Below are 19357 nucleotides of genomic sequence, written 5' to 3'. Positions count from 1 at the left end.
CGGGTATTTCCCAGCCTAACGGACAGAGGCGACCCTATTTCGCTCTAAACTAGCTCAATCAGGCCGATTCGAGGTAAATAGAGGCATCTGTGTCCGTCAAATTTTGCAAACCTCCATTTTTCCTCGAATAACGGCTCTGGAGTCCCTTAGCCTCCAGATTCCTCTTCTCCACTTTTCTATACCCACGCATCCTCCTCTGCCCCGCCGGAAATTTTATAAATTCTTGTTTCAGGCCAAATTGATCTCTTTAATTTGGGCAAGCGGGATTTTCGGCTTGCGGTCCTCCGTCAGCAGTCCGTTGATTTCCTGCTGCACATCGGCAAGCTGGGTGTAGCAGTAGCCGCAAATATAGTCAACGCTTTTGATCGACCGGGTCAGACCTTCGAACCGTTCGAGGAATTCCGCTTCCGTTGCGACCTGGCGGCCATAACCCCAGCCTTTGTCCGACCTAAAGGCGATTCCGCCAAATTCGCTGATGATGATCGGCTGCCCGCGATATCCGTAGCCTTCGGCCAAAGCGTATTTCCAGTGGTTGCAGGTCGTTTCCCTATTCGCGATAGCATCCTTGTTATTTTTGTACCGCCGCAAAAACCCGTCGCCCGTTTCGACGTAATCATGCAGCGTCAAAATATCGGAAACGGTATGCTCCCAGCCGTCGTTGGTAATGACCGGTCGGTAGGGATCGAGCGCTTTGGTGAGATGATAGATGCCTTCGGTGAATTTCTGCTGCCTCGCATCGCGGAGGATGGACGGGATGCCCCACGACTCGTTAAACGGCACCCAGGTAATGATGCTGGGATGATTGTACTGCTGATCGACGATTTCCAGCCATTCCTTCGTAAACGCCTCGACCGCGCGGTCGTGAAACTCGAAGGTCGCGGCCATTTCCGACCAGACCAGCAGCCCTTTGACGTCGCACCAATAGAGAAAGCGGGCGTCCTCGATTTTCATATGCTTGCGCACACCGTTGTAGCCCATTTCCAGCATCCAGTCGATATCGGCAATGATCGCTTCCTCGCTGGGCGGCGTTAAATGGCTGTCCGTCCAATAACCCTGATCCAAAATCAACCTTTGATAGATCGGCGTATTGTTCAGCAGCACCTGGCCGTTCTCGATCGAAATCTTTCTCATCCCGAAGTAAGAAAAGACCCGGTCAACCACTTGATCTTCCGCGTACAGCACAAATTCCACGTCATACAAATTCGGATGCTGCGGCGACCAGAGGCATTTCTTCCACGGCCCGTTCGCCTCGTGCACCAAATCAACTTCCACCGACAAGTTCGGGCGATCCGCCGCCAGCGCGACCCGCTTCACCGCTTTGCCCTTCAGCGTCACAATCGCCTCCAACCGCAAAGAACCAGCCTTTCGTGCACCCCTTATCCGGTAATCGAAACGGACCGTGGAGCGGTCGATATCCGGCGTAATTTTGACCGCGTCCAGCCGCTGCGCCTCCACGAATTCCAGCCAAACCGTCTGCCAAATGCCGGTTGTCTGGACATAAAAGCACTCGAAGCTGTCCTTGGTCCAACGCTGCTTACCCCGCGGCTGTGTGCAATCGTCGCTATCCTCTACTTTTACCGTAATTTGATTGTCTGCCCCGAAAACCAGATAAGGGGTGATATCAAAGCCAAACGCCGCGTAACCGCCTTGATGGCTGCCGGCCATCCTGCCGTTGACCCATACTTTGGCGATATAATCCACCGCCTGAAAGTGCAGGATCACCCGCTTGCCTTCGGTCTCCTTTGGGACATGAACCGATTTGCCGTACCACACCTGCGGGTGGAACTCCTCGATCCCGATCCCGCTCGCCTGCGTTTCGTACGTAAAAGGAACGGTAATCGTATGCGTTCCCGCAAACTTTTCCGGCCAGTTCTCCTGCTCGCCGACATTGCCGTCGTCGAAACGGAAGTCCCATTCGCCGTTCAAATTGAGCCAATTCTCCCGGACGAATTGCGGCCTGGGATAATCCTTCGCATAAGCTCTGGTTGTCACTGTTCTCCTCCTGTTCTAATCTCCAGCGCATACACCGACGCCGGGCGCAGCGGGTAGCCTTGGCGCCAGGCATCAAGCGGCACCGTTCGCGATTTGCAGGCGATGCGGTCCGGTTCGAAGACGGAATTAATCGCTTCGAAGGAATCGCCCGTAATTTCGTGCAGCAACAGTGTCTCCCCGGACGGCTCCATGCCAAGCAGATTCAGCTCGGCGTGGACTTCCTCGAGGCTGCGGTTGACGATAAAGACAGTAACTACGCTCCCATCTTCATTCACGCACGCTACCGCGTCCAAATCAGGCAGCGCACCCAGATCAAACGGAGCCGGCTTGTTCGCGCGCACGGAGAAGGTGCCGCAGGCCACGTCGGCGGGAAGCAGCCGCCGGATGTCCCGGTTCGCGTACAGCTTCATCACTTCATAGGTCGGCGTACCGTATACGGTCAAAGGATGGCCGCTCCAGCCCGGCGTTTTGCCGCAATATTGGTCGGCGTAATAATCGCCCACGCGAATGCAGCCGCCGAGCCAGCCGTTCACGAGGTCGGAGAAGCTGCCAATGTGCACCAGATCGCTGGCCCGCAGCATCTCGTTGAGATTGGCGGCGTTTGCTACCGCAGCCCCCAGTGTATGCTCATCCGGTAGCCCTTTCCGCACCGTGTTGGGATAATACATCGTGTTGTATTCGGTAATCGCCAGCTTCACATGGCGCTGCTTCTCGTTTACGCGGATCTGCTCCACCGTCCGCCGGAGGTCCTCCCGAGTCCACTCGGAAAAGGAAGCGATCGCTTTGTAACGCTCCTCGGCCGGCGTATCCCGGTTCATTCCGAAGCGCCCGTAACCGTGATACAAGTGCAGGGTCAAATAATCGATATGTTCACCCGCGATATCGAGCACCGCCCGGTTCCATTCCTGATCGGTATGCCCGCAGGCCAAGATCACAAGCGACGGGTCCACCGCTTTCATCGCCTTGGCAAACGTTACGCACCGCTCTGCAAACCGGTCCGCTGGACAAGTTCCGACCTGAAAATCCCCCCACACTTCGTTGCCGATCTCCCAGTACCGGACGTTGTACGGCGCGGGATGCCCGTTCGCCGCCCGCTTCGCCCCCATCGGAGTATCGCTGCCGCCGTTGCAGTATTCCACCCACCGCGCAGCCTCCTCGGGCGTCCCCGACCCGTCGTTGACGCAAATGAGCGGCTCCACTTCAAGCTCCCGGCAAAAGCGGACAAACTCGTCCGTGCCGAAATACTTGCATGTCCACCCGCCCCACGCCTCGTTGTACATCACCGGCCGCTCCAATACGGGGCCGATGCCATGCTCGAAATGATAAGCGCTGATGTAATTGCCGGCCAGCCTCATCATGCCGGCGTTCAGCGCCCGCGTCATCTCCATCACCTCGCGCTTCACCCCGCCGATATGGTCCGCGGGCAGCAGGGATACGTGATCGAGCCACAGCATGCCGGTGGATACGTGATCGTTCCATCTCGGATGTTCGTCCGGTACGTACACCCGGATTTCGGCGTTGGCGCAGGCGCGGGAGACGGACAACTTCGCCTCGTATTCCCGCCAGTTATGGCTGCCCAGATCGATCCTAACAAGCCCAAGCAGCTCTCCCGTGCACCGGTCCGCCGCCTCGACGATCACGTACTTCAGCTCGACCGACGCCCGCGCCACCATGCGCACCGCATATTCGACCGGCCCGTGCAAAGCGGCCGCCTGCGCGATCCCGGCATCCGCCTCGTCGTCGCTCAAGACGCGGATGCGCACGGCGCGGCCCGAATGCTTCGGCGCCGGAGACTCCAACGCGTACCGGGTGTTCCGCCCGTTCGTATAAGCGCTCCAAGCCCCGGAAACCGCACCCCTCCCCTCGGCATCGCTTTCAAAATCCATGTCCTTCAGCGGATAGGCCAGCATCGCCTCCATATGGTCGCGGATATCCTCCACAAAATGCCCGAACAGGTACGGGTTCACCGTATGCCCGCTGGCCCTGCTGCCGTCTAGCGTAATCTTCGCGTTTGCCTTCAACCTGATCCCTCCCAGCTTTTTTAGTTATCAGAGAGTATAAGCTTATGAGCCGCTTAACCTTTAATCGAACCGATCATTACCCCTTTGACAAAATGCCGCTGCACAAACGGATACATGATCAGCACCGGCAGGCTGGAGACGATAATAATCGCGTATTTGATGCTCTCCGCCAGCAAAACCTTGTCCTCCATCCCCACAAGTCCGTCCACCGCGTCCGACTGGCTGATCAGCAAAATTTCACGCAGCACCAGCTGCAGCGGATACAACTCTTCACTGCGGATATATATGAGCGCGTTAAAAAACGAATTCCAGTGACCAACCGCGTAAAACAACACCATGACCGCCAGGATCGGCTTCGACAACGGCAAAATGATGCTAACGAGCAGCCGCCAGTTGGAGCAGCCGTCCATATGGGCGGCTTCCTGAAGCTCCCAGGGAATGCTGGACTGGAAATACGTCCGCATGACGATCAGATTGTACGTCGAAATCGCCCCCGGCACGATCAAGGCCCACATCGTATCGACCATCCCCAGGTCTTTGACCAGCAGGTAGGTCGGAATCAGCCCGCCGCTGAAAAACATCGTCAGCGTCACGATCAGCATCAGCCCTTTGCGCAAGGGCAGGTCCGGCCGCGATAGCGGGTACGCCGCCAGCAGCGTCATGACGATATTGACGAGCGTGCCGACCGCCGTGTAAAGAATCGAATTGGCATACCCTCGCCAGATTTTATCGTTAGCCAAAATGTTGGCGTAAGCGTCAAGCGTAACGCCTTTCGGAAGCAGCCACACTTCCCCGCCCAGCACCTTCGCCGGATCGCTGAAGGAAGCGCTGATCACAAACAACAGCGGATACAACACGATGACGATAATAACCGCCGCGATCAGGTACACAAGCCAATCAAACCACCGTTCATCGGCCGGGCCTGCCTGCGCCTTGGGTGCCGCAGCTCGTTTGGACATCTGCCCCGCCTCCTTTACCATAAACTCGTCTCCGACGTTTTGCGGGCAAAACGGTTCACCAGAAGCAGCAGCGACAGGTTGATCACCGAGTTGAACAGCCCGATCGCCGCGGTGTAGCTGTATTCCCCTTGCAAAATCCCGGTCTTGTACACGAACGTGGAGATCACGTCGCTTGATTCGAGATTCAGATTGTTTTGCATCAGCAATATTTTTTCGAACCCGATGTTCATAAACTGCCCCACGTCGAGGATCAGCAAAATCACGATGACCGGCACGATCCCCGGCAATGAAACGTGCCAGATGCGCCGCAGCCGGGAAGCCCCGTCCATCTTGGCCGCTTCGTACAACTGCGGATTGATCCCGCTAAGCGCAGCAATATAGATGATCGATTGCCAGCCCATGTTCTGCCAGATGTTCGAACCGATAAAAACGGTCTTGAACCAGCCGGCGGATTCCATAAACCGGACCGGCTCGCCGCCGAACGCCTGGATCAACTGGTTGACCGGGCCGGCGGGCGACAGCAGCACCGTCAGGATGCCTACGATGACGACCACCGAAATAAAATGCGGGATATAAGTGATGTTCTGCAGCAGTTTGCTGTACGTTTTGCTCCGGATTTCTCCGATCAGCAAGGCCAGTAAAATCGGAATCGGAAAGGCTACAGCCAAAGAAAACAGATTGATGGACAGCGTATTCCACAGCAGCCGCCAGAAATAATACGAATCGAAAAAGCGCGTAAAGTGATCGAAGCCGATCCATTCGCTGCCGGCGATCCCTTTTGCCGGATTGAAATTTTTGAAGGCGATCTGCAACCCGTATAACGGGCCGTAGTGGAATAACAAATACCAGGCTAACGGCAAAAGCAACATGAGGTACAGGTCGTACCTTTTGGCGATCTCCCGGGCCAACCGGGGGCCCCGTTTCGGGTGATTCCGGGGCACCGCAGCCGCTAATGGGGCCTCTGTGTTTTTCATGGGAATCCACACTCCTTATCCGCACAAGCTCCGCATCACTTCTGCATCTTGTCGTAAGCTTCCTGATACAGCTTCTCCAGCTCATCCAGCTTCATCTTCTTTAGCGTGGACTGGAATTCATCCCATTTGTCGAAGCTGAGCGCCCCGGCGATAAATTTAGTGCTTTGCTCTTCGTAATATTTGTCGATGTCGGTCCGCAGGATATTGACCTCCTGCGCCGTCTGCTCGTCAAACATCGGAGCCGCGTAACGAACCTGCGGCATATAAGGATCAAGCTTCTGCTGCGCCTCCTGCACTTGCGGAGGATTGATGTATGAAGCGACCTTTTCGCTGATCAGGTGCGGCGCTCCGCCTCCGGCGTACGGGGTGATTTTCGGCTGCGTCTCCGAAGTCGAGTACTCCTCCTTGTAATAGGGAATGCCGTCTTTCAATTCATAATGCTCGCCTTCCCGGCCGAACCGCAGTAGGGTGGAACCTTCGTCACTATAAAAATAATCGATCCAGCGCATCGTCGCTTCCGGATATTTATTGACCGGGGTGATCGCGAAAGCCCCAAAATCCCGCGGCACCGGCAATGCCTGGGCTTGCAGCCGGTCCCCGTGCGGCCCTGCCGGAGGCGCGATTCCTTCATATTGATCGGCAATCGGCAGGAAGTTGTTGTTCGTTTGGTCAAAGAACACGCCCGTTTTGCCCGAGCCCTGTTTGGCCAAATATTGCGCTTCCGTGTGCGAAAACACTTCCGGGTCGAGCAGCTTCTCTTTATAAAGCTTGTTCAGGTACATCAGCATCTCTTTGTTGCGGTCGCTGCCCATCCAAATTTTCACCTGGCCATCGACGATGTTAATGTTATAACCAAGCTGCTGGTCGAGGCCAAACGACCCGCTCATCATCGTAACGACATGCAGCCCGACGCGGGCGGTCAGCGGAATTTCGTCCTTTTGGCCGTTGCCGTTTGGATCCTGATCGCGGAAAGCCACCAGCACATCGTACAGCTCATCCGTCGTTTCCGGCTCCTTCAGGTTCAGCTTTTCCAGCCATGCTTTGTTGATCCATTTCTTGTCCGTACGCGCCGAGGCCAGCGTCACGATGCCCGGCACCGCGTAAATATGCCCTTCCGGCGTCGTGATCCCCGCGCGGATTTCCGGGTACTGCTCCATCAGCTTCGTTAAATTGGGGGCGTATTCGGCAATTAGTTCTTCCAGCGGGATCAATTGGCCGCCCGCCCCGTAGCGGACCGCTTCCAAAGGCGTCAGCCCGGACCGGTACAAAGCGTCGGGAAGCTCATTGGAGGCGAACAGCAGGTTTTTCTTCTCTTGAAAACCGTCCGTTGGCGCTTCAATGAATTTCACTTGCACATTGCTCATTTTTTCGTAGTCCTGAAACACCGGCATATCTTTAAATGGCCCGTTTACCGGGGCAATCCGGGTGAACATCGTCAACTGAAGCGGTTCCTGCACGATCGGAAAACCGTCCTTGCTCACCTCATTAGCCGTCGCCGCCTGCGGGGCGGCCTCGTTGTTTTTACCGGCGCCGGAGCTGCACCCGCCCAGCACCAAACCGGCGATAACCATTATGCTGAGTGCCGATCTTCTCCAGTGATTGCGCATTGTTTACGACCTCCTTTTCTTGTCACCAAACGAATGATGTAAGCGTTTGCTGTGGTGTGCGTTCATTATAGTTCAGCCGCCGGAGACCGCGAATTATAAAAATATGACTATTTACTCCACTTTTTTTACGGGACGGTTCATATAGTCGTGCGGCGTCATCCCGGTCAGTTCCTTGAACACCTTGAAAAAATAATTGTACGTCGTAAAACCCACCTGACTGCTGATTTGCTTGACCGAATTGCGTCCGCTTTCCAGCAGTTTGCGGCTCGCATCGATACGCACCCGGTTGACGTACTCGGAGAACGTTGCCCCCGTTTCTTCTTTGAAAATCCGGCTCAAATACGAAGGGTTCAGCCCGATCGCCCCGGCCGCCAGCTCCAGGGTAATATAGCTCTGGTACCGTTCCAGAATCAGCATGATCGCCTGCGACACATGCCGCGAATACGGACCGGCCGCACGCTCCCGCTTCAGCCGTTCCAGCAAGGTCTCATAATAGGACGAGAGCCACCCCTCCAGCTCCTCCACGGTGCCGATCTGCCCCAAAGCTGTGCGCGATGGCCATCCGCCTGCAGTGACTTCGTCCTCAGGAAGCCATTTTTTCCGCACCTTGTCCCCGATCGAAAGCAGCTCGCTGACGATCATCTGCACCGGCTGGGTATGGACCGGCTGCTGGCGCACGCTGGAAAATACGGACGCGATCAACCGCAGCGCGCCTTCCTTGTCCAGATTTTCTATGAAAAGCAATAGCTGCTTCTGCTCCTCGATGGTTAAAGCGACGCGCTCGCTGCTGCTCCCCGTTTTCTCCCCGGCCGGGCAGGCGTCCAGGGCCCGCTCGGCCGAGCCGTAGCTGGCAACGAGCTGCGGCAAGCTGGTGCAGAAGTGACCGATAGCATAGGTGCACTTCAGATTCAGGAACAGCTCAAGCGAGTGGCGCAGCTTGCTCATCAGCCTGGCGGCCTCGCCTGCGGCGGCTTGTTCGCTGCGGCCCTGGAACGCCAGGACAACAGCCAAGCGTCCATTTCCAACGTAAGCCGCTGTGGCTTCCGGGAGATCGCTCAAGCTCTGCTGCATGACGTCCACAGCCTGCTGCATCAGCCGGTTCGTTTCCACATCGCTGTGCGACTCCGTCAGCAGCAGAAAGGAGACAATTTGCACCGCCGCCGCCATATAGCAAACCACGCCCGCAAACAGGCCATTTTGCCGGGCATAGGCTTCCAGTTCTCGGGCTGCGCCGGGTTTTCCCCGCAGCAAACCTGCGATATGCTCGCGAATCATCTGCGGACTGGCGCTTGCCGCCAGCTCCCGTTCCCCGCCCTGGCTCTCTGTCAGCCGCTCCCGCTGCTCCGCTTCCCGGACCGCCTTGCGCAACACGGCCATCAGCGTTTCGCCGTCAAGCCGGTGCTTCAGCAAATAATCGGCCGCTCCGTTTTTCAGGCATTCGCGTACATAGTCGTAATCGTCGTAGCTGCTGAGCATAATCGTTTTGACCGAAGGAAAACGCTCCCCGATCGCCCGCTGGAGTTCCACCCCGTTCATCCCCGGCATATTCACGTCGATGATGGCGACATGAGGCCGGGTCCGTTCGATCATCCGCAGCGCCGTTTCCCCGTTATAGGCTTCACCACACAGCTCGAAACCGTGGCTTCGCCAATCCGACAAGGTCCATACATGTTGATGGACCAAAGGCTCATCGTCAACCAACAGCACTTGAAACATAATTCAGCCCACCTCCTTCGCTTGAGTTTCCGTATTCTCCAGCCGGGGAAAGCGAATCTCCACCTTCGTATACAGCCCCTCTTCGCTGTACACCTTGACGCCATAGGGCTCCCCGTACATGCGTACGACCCGCTCATGCACGTTGCGCACGCCCATACCGTTAAAACGCGACGGGATTTCCCCTTTTTTCCCGAGCAAGGCCGCGATTTGTTCCTGGGACATCCCCTTGCCGTTGTCCATCACCTCGATTTTCAGGGTGTCATCCTCCCCGTAAACGCGAATCAGCACAAATCCCCCGGAAGCCGCTGCGCCGAGTCCATGTATCAGTGCGTTCTCCACGATCGGCTGCAGCATCAGTTTGGGCACCCGACACTCCAGCAGGGCGTCATCCTCAATTTGCATATGAACCGGGATTGGCTCCATAAACCTGTATTTCACGATCGATACGTAGCAGGAAACATAGTCCAGTTCCTCCCGCACGGTAAGCAATTCATTCGAGTTGCCGAGCACGCCCCGCATCAGTTCGATTAACGATCCGGACACCTCTTCAATATTGGGTGCCCCGTTCAGCTTGGCCAAATATTTGATCGTGTTCAGCGAATTGTACAAAAAATGCGGGCGAATCTGTGCCTGCAGCGCGGTCAGCTCCGCCTCGCGCTTGGTCTTCTCGCTGACGCGAATCCCTTCCATCAGCCGTTTCAATTCATCAACCATACTGATAAAAACCCGGTACAATTCGCCGATTTCGTCTTTGGTGCCGATTTCCGTTTTCGGAAAATCCAGATTTCCGTCTTTGACCCGCGTCATCATTGTTTTCAAGCGGCGGATGTGGAGGGTGGTCCGGGAGGACATCTGCAGCGTACCGATCAATACAGCGATAAACACGACGGCCGAGACCTCGACCATCAGATTGCGGATGCGGACCGACTCGCTTAGCAGCGAATCAAGCGGGATCAGCGCCCGCGTGGTCCAGCCCGTATAGTCGGAACGGCGGCTGACGACGATATAGGATTTGCCGTCGATGATTTGTTCCGTCGCCAGCTCGGCCAGGCCTGCCGAAGCCGGATGGGCATAGATCGTTTTTTCCATTTGGGGAGAAAGGGAGGAGGGTGCCGAGTCCGAGCGGTAGACGAGCTCATTTTGCTCATCGAGCACATACAGAATGCTGTCCGCAGTTGGTTTCACACCGTATGTGTTGCGGATAAAATCATAATTCAAATCCACCATCACCACGCCGATCGTTTCCCGGTTATAACGCAGAACGCGGCCGACGGAGATGGCGTCCGTAGGGCCGCTTTGCTTCAAATAGGCGTGGCGTTCCCCGTTTTGCAGCATATACTCCATCGTCTTCGTATCCAGGAACGTCCGGTCGATCCATGGACCGCCCGCGAAGAACACCTTCCCGTTCAGGCCGATCACGGCGATCCGCGAAATATAAGGCTTATAATCGATCAGCCCCGACAGAAACTCGGTGATCCGCTTCTGCTCCTGGAACCATTCGTAGCTGATTTCCTCGCTCGGGCTCAATACCGTGTCGATGACCGTATTTTTGTTGGTCACGGCCACCGTGTTCAACCGGTCGATCTCCTTTAACATCACGTTAAGGGATTCATCAGCCTGGCGGATGCTGTCCGACACCGAGGTGATGGCGTTAGCCTTAATCGTCTCGCGCATGTTCACGTAAACGATGGCGGTCACGGAGACGATGGATAGCAGCGAAAGCAGCCCGAAGGCGATAAATATTTTCCCCTGAATGCTTAACTTCGGTGAGGATATCCATTTGCGCAGCGATGTCAGTCTCATATCAGGCTCTCCTTTTTCATTCGGGCTTAGATCAGGTTTGTAAGCGCTTGCTAAAATGAGCCGCCGCGGCTACCCGTTTTTTGCCGTCCGCATGGCGAGCGGGGAAACCTTGTAATAGATTTTGAAAGCTCTGGTGAAGGTGTACAGATTCGGATACCCCAGCGACAAGGCGATTTCCGTCACGCTCGCGTCCGTTTCGGAGAGCAGCCGCTTGGCCTTCTCCATGCGGATATTTTGCAGGTATTTCTGCGGCGGCAGCCCAATCTGGCTCGTAAACACATTGGAAAAATACGAACGGTGCACGCCCGCAAACGCGGCCACTTGCTGCACGGTAATCCCTTCCGTGGCGTGCAGATCCATAAAATCCATGCACTCGCGAATCCAGGCGGAAGGCTCGGCGGCGCCCGCCGGCACCGTGTCGGGGATAAGTTCGGCGAGCAGCCGGCAAACCCATCCTTGAAGTTGTAGCGATATGGCCGGGTTCCACCGCTCCATGCCGGCCAGCGCCTCGATCGTACGGTCCAGCGTTTCCTGCGCAGGGGGAGAAATCAGCCGCCGGCCGAAAGGTCTTTCCGGCGTGACCCCTAAGAGTTCCAGCAGCGGCCCCACCCGGCTGCCGTCCAGCGCCAGCCAATTCATCCGTAGCGGCGGTTCCGCAGGCAGCGCGTAATAATGGTAAGTCCGCCCGGGAAACAGGCAAAACAAATCATCCTTTTGCAGTTCCACCCGCTTGTCGGCGTATTCAAGGCACACCTTCCCCTCCAGCACAAAATGCAGGCTGTAGCATTCAATCCGCTTCGGCCCCACCCGGTAATGGGGTTTGGCGATGCTGCGGCCGGCCCGCACCGGCCAAAGCTGGGCTTCTTTATCCACAAACCCCGGCGTATAGTAAATAAACTCGGCAAACTCGTGGTCGTATTCCTGCATCATCTCGCGTTACCCCTCCGCAATTGAAATCATTTCTAAAGACAACAAAATGACAACTCAAAAATAACAGAAAGCCATTTCTAAAACGCTTCAATTTCAATAATATCATAAGGGGAGGGGATTAACTTTGTCCAGTAAACCTAACATTTTACTAATTACGAGCGACCAGCAGCATTGGGACACGATCGGCGCGTTTCAGCCGGAGATCTCCACGCCGAATTTGGATCGTCTGGCTCGGCAGGGAACGATGTTCAGCCGGGCTTATTGTCCGAATCCGACCTGTACGCCAAGCCGTTCTTCGATCATCACCGGCATGTATCCGAGCCAGCATGGCGCCTGGACCTTGGGGACCAAGCTGCTTGAGGACCGCCATACCGTGGGGGAAGATTTCAACCGGGCCGGTTATAAAACCTCGCTGATCGGCAAAGCGCATTTTCAGCCTTTGAAATCGGCGCCGGCATACGAATCGCAGGAAGCTTATCCGCTGCTCCAGGACCTGGATTATTGGCGAAATTTCCACGGCCCGTTTTACGGCTTCGATCACGTCGAGCTGGCGCGGAACCATACGAATGAAGCCCATGTGGGGCAGCATTACGCCATCTGGCTCGAAGAACAAGGCTGCGCCAATTGGCGGGATTATTTCCTGCCGCCGACCGGGACGATGGATCCCGAGCAGACATACACGTGGCCAATCCCGGAAAAATACCATTACAACACGTGGATTGCGGCACGGACGAACGCCCGCCTGGAGGAGCACAAAACATCAGGGCAGCCTTTTTTCTTGTGGGCTAGCTTTTTTGACCCGCATCCCGAATATTTGGCACCGGAGCCGTGGGATACGATGTACGACCCGGAGCAGCTGACGATTCCTTCCGTTGTCCCGGGAGAGCATGACCGGAATCCCCCGCATTTCCGCCTGACGCAGGAGGAAGACCCGGACTTTTCGCATTTAATGGAGACGGGCTTCGGCATCCATGGCTACCGGTCCCACCACTATTACGAATACGGGGCTAAGAAACGGCTGACGGACGACGACAAAAAGAAGCTGGTCGCCGTATACTACGGCATGATCAGCCTGATGGATAAATATATCGGAAAAATTCTCGATAAGCTGGACGAACTGGGACTGGCCGACGACACCCTCGTCGTGTTTACGACGGATCACGGCCACTTCTTTGGCCAACACGGCCTCCAGGCCAAGGGAGGATTCCATTACGAGGATTTGATCAAACTGCCGTTTATCGTCAGGTACCCGGGCCGTGTTCCCGCCGGCAGACGCTCGGACGCGATTCAATCGTTGGTCGATCTGGCACCGACCTTTCTGTCCTTTGGCGGGCTGCCAATTCCCCCGTCCATGACCGGCGTCGACCAAAAGGACGTGTGGCTTGGCGTAAGAGAACAAGCGCGGGATCACGCGATCTGCGAGTTCCGGCACGAACCGACGACGATTCATCAAAAAACGTATGTCGACGCCCGTTACAAAATCACCGTTTATTACAATCAGTCCTATGGGGAGATCTTCGATCTGCAGGAGGACCCGGGAGAACTTTACAACCTGTGGGACGAAGCTGGTTATGAAGGGCTGAAATCGCAGCTTCTGCTCAAATACGTGTGGGCCGAGCTGGGCAAAGAGCCGATGCCGATGCCGAGAATCCATCATGCGTAGACAGCCGGAACCCGGCCTGAGATTACCCGGCCGATAACCTGGCAAGACTAAGGTTTTCGGCGGCAGACAAGCCTTGATTTAACCTGTTGTAAAGCAACCAGCCAATTCGAGTGTCCGACTTGGCCGCACAGCTAATAAAACAAGCCGCCGAAAGAGCGGTGCGTTGTACTTTGCCGATGCTTTCAGGCCCAGCAACTCGACCGCTTTGCTGCGATTCCGCTCAAACATGGGAAGCATGGAAGCGTCAACGATGAAGAGGACGTCACGATCCGCCGAGATCAGCGCATCTACCTTTTGCACCGTAGCCGCCCTCGAGCAGTATCACAAATCGACGCCGGGTAAGCGGGCTGTCTAAAGAGTTGGTGTCTTGGTGTCTTGGTGTCTTGGTGTCTTGGTGTCCCCTGCCTGCAGTCTTTGCACGATTATCCCCTTCGTTCAGAGAGCAGGGAGCAGGGGGGGGCTAGAATAAAGGGTCCAAAAAAGAGAGAAGAAAAAGAGATGAGGAAAAAATGAGGAGTTTCAGGTGAGATTTTCGGCTTGATAAGGGAACGCACGTTTGGTATAATGAAATAAATCGAACATATGTACGTGAATTCTTGATTCGGGGGCGAGCGAACATGGAGGTCAATGCGGGAACGGAACTTCAACCATTCACCAGCCGTTATAACAGCGAGCAGGCCTGCATGGAGGCGCTGATCGCGATGAAGTGGCCGAACGGCTTCGTCTGCCCGCGCTGCGCTCACACCCGGTGCAGTCGTTTGACCTCCCGGCATATCCCCTTGTTCGAGTGCGGAAAGTGCAAGCATCAAACGTCGGCTTTGGTCGGCACGATTTTTGAACGAACGCATTTGCCCCTGCTCAAGTGGTTCGAGGCCCTGGATTTATTCCTGCTTGAGGGCGGCATCTCGGCGATTCGGCTGAGCCAGGTGATCCGAGTCACCTACAAAACCGCCTGGTTGATGCTGCACAAAATACGCCATGCCGTCGGGGAGTTCGATGCCCAGGAACTGCTCTGTGGAGATGTGAAGGTGAACAGCGATCTGTACGGGCGCGATCCGTCCCGGTGTCAGTTTTCGCATCCATATGCTACGGCGGTCGTAGCGGGATGCACGGTCACGGAGTCGGGCGAGCCGGAGCAGGTCAAAATCCGCCTGGTGCCGCATAAGAGAGGAGACGGACAAAGAGCAGACCGTCACGAACTCGCTGCGTTCATCAACGGGCACGTGGATGTCCGTACATCGTCTGTACAGTCGTTCCCTCTAGCCTTTCGTCTGTATGCGCCTTTGCGGAAAGTGGTGAGAGAGGCGTGGGAATCGTTGAAGAGTACATATATAGCCTTGGGACTAAAGCATCTGCAGGCGTACCTGAACGAGTACACCGGACGCCGCCGGCTACACCTGCCCGGAGCGAAAGAAACGATGCGGCAGAAATTGCTGCACATGTGTGTGGCGATTCCGGCGATCCCTTACCGCCGGCTGATCGCACGCCAACCGAACCAGCCTCTTGCGGCTGCGGCCTGATCGAGACGCTGGAACGGTGGGGGGAGTTTGATGCAGATCAACTTAATGGGTAGGGGTTAGCATGAACAGTGCGGGCGTTGCTGCAGATGGAAGGGTTCAGGTTACAGCAAAATCACGGTTTTTCGTTTTCCTCGCGTCTTGTCCTTGATCTCTTGTCTTGATCTCTTGTCCGGTCTGTTTCACCTCCCTAAACCCGATTTCTTCTCCTAAACCGTCTAAATTATCCCGAATCTATCTGCTTCTCCACCAAATATTTTCTTCTCCCGAGCTTGTCTGTTTCTCTGCTACCTGATCAAATGGGATAATCGTGCAAAGTCTCCGGACAGCGAGTGTTGATCCGCCGCCCCCCCTCCGTGTTTCTTGCCACGATCGGTTTTCACTATCTTAATTCTTTGAAAACCTTCTGCTCAAGGACTCAAGCTGATTTTTGCTTTGCGAAAGTTGAGTTTTTTAGAATAAACTCAGGCAAAAAATGGTAATATGATCAAATCCCGCTTTGGAGATCTTGTTAACACCCGGCTTTTCTCTTTGCCTACCAGTACATCATCCTCAATCCTCACTCCGCCGATGCCCTATTGAGTCCAGCACACAATCTGAATCGGGTTGTTTAATTCTCCCCGGGCCTGTTCCACATAACGTTTGTCGGTAAGGAAAAATACGGCGTTTTCGGTAAGGAGCAACGCGGAATCCTCCCCCGTAAACCCGCACAGATAACGGACATTTTTCGGATTACTTACGTACATGGCCGGCAGGTTTTCTTCAGCCATTTTCTTCAGTAAACGTTCGATGCGTTTCATGGTCTCTCGTCATCCCCTTCGTTACACGGAAAAAGGGAGGAATTTACGTTATCCTCCCCGTCTCCGATTAAATGGTCTTGATATATAAATGGTAGTGCTCATGGTTCAGCTCAGCCAACGGCGCAAATTCAAGCTGCTGATCTTTATAGATAAAACGATTGGAACCGGCTACCCGCGCAAACTTTTCAGCAAGATTCCCCTCGCTTACCGGCAGTTCAAAATAATCCTTTTGCTCCGAGACCGCAGCCAGGATATAGGGTCCGAAGGCCAAAGAAGCAACGTCAGCTTGATCCGGCGTATATTCTAAACGCAACCGTGGTGCAAACTTGATAGTTATTTTGTCCCCTTTGCCCCATTTTTGCGACAGGACGATATAACCGTTTTCTTCCGCTGCTGTCACTTCCGCCTGGTTCACAAAGACTTTAACCTCACCTTCATGCCAATAAGGTTTACGGACTTTTAAATTCGCTCGCGCCAAACTTTCAATGTGAAGCTCGATTTCGCCGCCAAACATCTCGGGCACGGATTGTACCACCTGCACACCCTTATCCTCATCGTTTAATTCCGACGAAACGAACAGATTGACATATAAGGAATCGGCATCCTCAAAATAAATCGCCTCGGCATATTTGAAGTGGTTTTCCAATCCCGTCCCGTGGCAGCAGGAGTTCTCCTCATCAAATCCTTTTTGTCCGCCGGGGCTGGTCGGCATAAAGTAGGTGCTGGCGCCCAGGTACTCATGATCCGTCGAGGAAAGGATATGGTTGAGCATCGTTAGCTCATAATAATCCATGTACTTTACGTCCTTCTCAACCCCAAATAGCTGCTTGGTCAGTTTCAGCATATTGTACGAAGCGCAGGTCTCCGCCGTATGTTCGGTCAGATGGGCGCCGATTTTGTGCGGCTGCTTAAACATTTCCCCTTCCCCGGTTCCGCCGATGGAGTAAATATGCGCATTCACCACCGATTCCCAGAAAAACTTGGCGATATCGTAATATTTTTGCTCTCCCGTAGCTTCGAAAATTTTGAAGGCCCCGACGACTTGCGGGATATGCTGGTTGGCATGCAGCGCGCCCAAAGCGTCCACTTGTTGTTGCATCGGAAAAAACAGGCGATCATTATCGAACAGCTTTGCGGCGGCAATATGGTGTTCCTTATGCGTATATGTGTACAATTCGGCCAGCGATTCGTTGATGCCGCCAAATTCGCCGGCGATATACATGCCCCACATTTTTTTCAATTGCTCATGCGGCAGTACGCTTAACCGGTTGTAAATCCAGTCCCCTATTTTGTCGGCAATAGTTAGCGCTGGTTCAATGCCCGCGAACTGATAACTATCCAGCAAACCGGCCAAAATTTTATGCAAGGTGTAATAAGGAGCCCAGATTGCCGGATATCGCGTATATTTTTCCAGCAAATCAAACTGTTCTTCGGAATAAGCGCTTAGAAATCCATAGTGATAGCGATCATCCGCCTCAAAAGCCAACTGCACTTTGTATAACTCTGCGATCATGTAAGCCAGCTTCTGATGAATCTGTTCATTGCCGGATGCTGCATAACATAACGCCAGGGCGGAGAGATAATGCCCGGTGGTGTGCCCTTTCAGCAAGCTGTCATCCGCATCCCAGCCGGTCATGGCCGGCGCGTTTAACGTATCCAAGCCGGCGGCTTGGCGAAAATTGTAGAGCATCTGGTCATCATTGACCGAAAGTAGAAACTGCAATCTCCGATCCTGCGCGGTTTTGAGCAAGGAAGGACCTTGAAGACGCACGTTCCGGACCGGGATGGGGTGCAGTTGAAGTTTTGTATGGCTCAATTTTGCAATTTTGTTGTTTCCGTTCTCGATGAGAATAACCGCTTCCACCTCATACAGCGTATCCGTCAGGTGACCGGCAGCATTGTACTCCCCGTTTTCCGAAAACACACGTTTTTCTCCCCCATGCCAGGTCACGGAATGAGCAAGCACATCCCCGCTTACGGTTTGAATCGAGACGGCGGAAGGCAAATAAAATTCCTGGTTTGGCTCCTGCTTGATCACGATCGGAAAGATCTTATCGACCTGGATTTTATTTTTCTCCTCCAAGATCGTCACTTCAAAAACCTTCTGGAGGCTGGCCTCTCCATACTGAAAGGTAGCGGTAACCGGAACGACCCGATCCCCCTTCCCGTACTCGGGCTGGTGCACTTTCCCGGAACCGTCGATCCAACGGTCATCTTTCGACACCCAAGTAATTTGGGAGCCGTTTTTACCTTCGTGCGGCAAATGAATATCGAACTCCACCGTCTTCAAATTGCCCAGATGCAGGGCTTCCATATCCTCTTGAACGATTTCCAGATCACTCCGTTTACTTGACATCGGCTTTCCCCCTAAACTAAGCTTTTAATCGCTTTCACACCATTCATGTTACAAGAAAACATTTTTGAAGTAAGTAGTTCAAAAAAAGAATAGGTGGATTATATTTACTATATATCCGAGTTCGAAATTGGAGGCGTTGGCAGCATGTACTTTGTTGATGAAAAATATTCGGAACAGGCGGCCTTTTTGTCCGCGGGCACCTTTCTTACCAATCAACCCTGGATCCACAAAGAAAGGGTCATCGATAGTTATGAGATCATCTGTCCTGTCGATTCGACCCTGTATATCGAAAGCAACCATGTTCCCTACGCCATTGAAGCGGGAGAGATTCTGCTCATACCCCCGCACACGTTTCACCGTGGGCTTAAGGTTTGCGAAGGCCGCCTGAAATTTCACTGGCTGCATTTTTCGGGGGCCCATTTGGGTCCTAAAACCGAAGAGGAAGTCATCCGGAAAATCAACGAAAAAGACCCGGACGAGATGATCATTTTGCCCATATACACCAACAAAATAGACTCCCGGCGTTTTCATGTCATGTTCAACCAACTGCTTGATTTATATCAGGAAAAGAAACCGAGGAGCTACTTAGACGCCTATTTAACCTGCCTTTTATATGAATTGACCGCGGAAATCAAGAGTTATCTGATCCAAAAAGCGTCTCACGGCAACCGGCTGCAGCCGATTCAGGACTGGATCCGCATCCATGCCTTTGAAGACATCACGCTCGAACAAATCGCCGATCATTTCAAATACAACAAAAACTATTTGTCGAGAATTTACAAGGAAAACACGGGAATCGGAATTTCGGAACAGATTATCAAATTCAGGCTGAAGCACGCGAAAGAATTGTTGACCGAAACCGACCTAAGCATTATTGAAATCGCCTCCGAAGTCGGGTATGAGGATTCGAAATATTTCATGCGCCTGTTTAAAAAATATGTGAATGTCACCCCCACAGAGTACCGCAAAACTTTTTATTGCAAGCACTATAACAAGAAATGATTTGCTGTCATAAAGTC

The 19357-nt window shown here is 54.1% G+C and carries 14 protein-coding genes; 3 read left to right on the top strand and 11 right to left on the bottom strand.

Features of this window, described 5'->3' with window-relative positions; translation table 11 throughout:
* Nucleotides 1–228: 228 nt before the first annotated feature.
* From ACLD72_RS01935 to ACLD72_RS01900, 8 genes are all read right to left on the bottom strand, one after another.
* Nucleotides 229–1992, bottom strand: coding sequence for a glycoside hydrolase family 2 protein (locus tag ACLD72_RS01935; RefSeq protein WP_411003787.1), 1764 nt, complete (start codon nucleotides 1990–1992; stop codon nucleotides 229–231).
* A complete protein-coding gene (locus ACLD72_RS01930; protein WP_411003788.1) occupies nucleotides 1989–4013 on the bottom strand; it encodes an alpha-L-arabinofuranosidase C-terminal domain-containing protein in 2025 nt (674 codons plus the stop codon). The genes ACLD72_RS01935 and ACLD72_RS01930 overlap by 4 nt, the downstream gene beginning before the upstream one ends.
* A gap of 53 nt (nucleotides 4014–4066) precedes the next feature.
* The gene (locus tag ACLD72_RS01925) at nucleotides 4067–4972 is read right to left on the bottom strand and encodes a carbohydrate ABC transporter permease (RefSeq protein WP_411003789.1); all 906 of its coding nucleotides are present in this window, start codon (nucleotides 4970–4972) and stop codon (nucleotides 4067–4069) included.
* Nucleotides 4973–4986: 14 nt separating this feature from the next.
* Complete coding sequence (locus ACLD72_RS01920) at nucleotides 4987–5946, bottom strand: ABC transporter permease (protein ID WP_411003790.1); 960 nt, start codon at nucleotides 5944–5946, stop codon at nucleotides 4987–4989.
* A 35-nt stretch (nucleotides 5947–5981) separates the two neighbouring features.
* Entirely contained in the window at nucleotides 5982–7553 is a 1572-nt protein-coding gene (locus tag ACLD72_RS01915; RefSeq protein WP_411003791.1) for an extracellular solute-binding protein, read from the bottom strand.
* 111 nt (nucleotides 7554–7664) lie between these two features.
* The gene (locus ACLD72_RS01910; protein WP_411003792.1) at nucleotides 7665–9269 is read right to left on the bottom strand and encodes a response regulator; all 1605 of its coding nucleotides are present in this window, start codon (nucleotides 9267–9269) and stop codon (nucleotides 7665–7667) included.
* Nucleotides 9270–9272: 3 nt separating this feature from the next.
* On the bottom strand, nucleotides 9273–11072 hold the full coding sequence (locus ACLD72_RS01905) for a sensor histidine kinase (RefSeq protein WP_411003793.1): 1800 nt from the start codon (nucleotides 11070–11072) through the stop codon (nucleotides 9273–9275).
* A gap of 69 nt (nucleotides 11073–11141) precedes the next feature.
* A complete protein-coding gene (locus ACLD72_RS01900) occupies nucleotides 11142–12002 on the bottom strand; it encodes an AraC family transcriptional regulator (RefSeq protein ID WP_411003794.1) in 861 nt (286 codons plus the stop codon).
* Nucleotides 12003–12126: 124 nt separating this feature from the next.
* Here ACLD72_RS01900 and ACLD72_RS01895 point away from each other — a divergent pair, with 124 nt between their 5' ends.
* Complete coding sequence (locus tag ACLD72_RS01895) at nucleotides 12127–13665, top strand: sulfatase (RefSeq protein WP_411003795.1); 1539 nt, start codon at nucleotides 12127–12129, stop codon at nucleotides 13663–13665.
* 78 nt (nucleotides 13666–13743) lie between these two features.
* Here ACLD72_RS01895 and ACLD72_RS01890 read toward each other — a convergent pair whose 3' ends face one another.
* Nucleotides 13744–13965, bottom strand: coding sequence for a hypothetical protein (locus tag ACLD72_RS01890; protein WP_411003796.1), 222 nt, complete (start codon nucleotides 13963–13965; stop codon nucleotides 13744–13746).
* 317 nt (nucleotides 13966–14282) lie between these two features.
* On the opposite strand from ACLD72_RS01890, the gene ACLD72_RS01885 reads away from it, so the two are divergent.
* Nucleotides 14283–15185 (top strand): transposase, encoded by a 903-nt coding sequence (locus tag ACLD72_RS01885; RefSeq protein WP_458475500.1) that lies wholly within the window; start codon nucleotides 14283–14285, stop codon nucleotides 15183–15185.
* Between the two features lie 572 nt (nucleotides 15186–15757).
* On the opposite strand, the gene ACLD72_RS01880 is transcribed toward ACLD72_RS01885, so the two are convergent.
* Together ACLD72_RS01880 and ACLD72_RS01875 are read right to left on the bottom strand one after the other, a co-directional pair.
* Nucleotides 15758–15982: an aminopeptidase P family N-terminal domain-containing protein gene (locus ACLD72_RS01880; RefSeq protein ID WP_410994857.1), complete on the bottom strand. Its 225-nt coding sequence runs from the start codon at nucleotides 15980–15982 to the stop codon at nucleotides 15758–15760.
* Nucleotides 15983–16049: 67 nt separating this feature from the next.
* Nucleotides 16050–18338, bottom strand: a complete 2289-nt coding sequence (locus ACLD72_RS01875; protein WP_410994858.1) for a beta-L-arabinofuranosidase domain-containing protein — start codon at nucleotides 18336–18338, stop codon at nucleotides 16050–16052.
* A gap of 144 nt (nucleotides 18339–18482) precedes the next feature.
* Here ACLD72_RS01875 and ACLD72_RS01870 point away from each other — a divergent pair, with 144 nt between their 5' ends.
* The gene (locus tag ACLD72_RS01870; RefSeq protein WP_410994860.1) at nucleotides 18483–19340 is read left to right on the top strand and encodes a helix-turn-helix domain-containing protein; all 858 of its coding nucleotides are present in this window, start codon (nucleotides 18483–18485) and stop codon (nucleotides 19338–19340) included.
* The last annotated feature ends 17 nt before the right edge of the window (nucleotides 19341–19357 follow it).

Source organism: Paenibacillus lacisediminis, from assembly GCF_046567315.2.
This window is presented reverse-complemented; position numbering and strand designations above follow the sequence as displayed.

Bases quoted from the DNA above. Each gene is read 5' to 3' on its own strand.
- ACLD72_RS01925 (WP_411003789.1), bottom strand. From the start codon at position 4,972: ATGTCCAAACGAGCTGCGGCACCCAAGGCGCAGGCAGGCCCGGCCGAT.
- ACLD72_RS01920 (WP_411003790.1), bottom strand. From the start codon at position 5,946: ATGAAAAACACAGAGGCCCCATTAGCGGCTGCGGTGCCCCGGAATCAC.
- ACLD72_RS01880 (WP_410994857.1), bottom strand. From the start codon at position 15,982: ATGAAACGCATCGAACGTTTACTGAAGAAAATGGCTGAAGAAAACCTG.
- ACLD72_RS01870 (WP_410994860.1), top strand. From the start codon at position 18,483: ATGTACTTTGTTGATGAAAAATATTCGGAACAGGCGGCCTTTTTGTCC.
- ACLD72_RS01905 (WP_411003793.1), bottom strand. From the start codon at position 11,072: ATGAGACTGACATCGCTGCGCAAATGGATATCCTCACCGAAGTTAAGC.
- ACLD72_RS01910 (WP_411003792.1), bottom strand. From the start codon at position 9,269: ATGTTTCAAGTGCTGTTGGTTGACGATGAGCCTTTGGTCCATCAACAT.
- ACLD72_RS01885 (WP_458475500.1), top strand. From the start codon at position 14,283: ATGGAGGTCAATGCGGGAACGGAACTTCAACCATTCACCAGCCGTTAT.
- ACLD72_RS01875 (WP_410994858.1), bottom strand. From the start codon at position 18,338: ATGTCAAGTAAACGGAGTGATCTGGAAATCGTTCAAGAGGATATGGAA.
- ACLD72_RS01915 (WP_411003791.1), bottom strand. From the start codon at position 7,553: ATGCGCAATCACTGGAGAAGATCGGCACTCAGCATAATGGTTATCGCC.
- ACLD72_RS01900 (WP_411003794.1), bottom strand. From the start codon at position 12,002: ATGATGCAGGAATACGACCACGAGTTTGCCGAGTTTATTTACTATACG.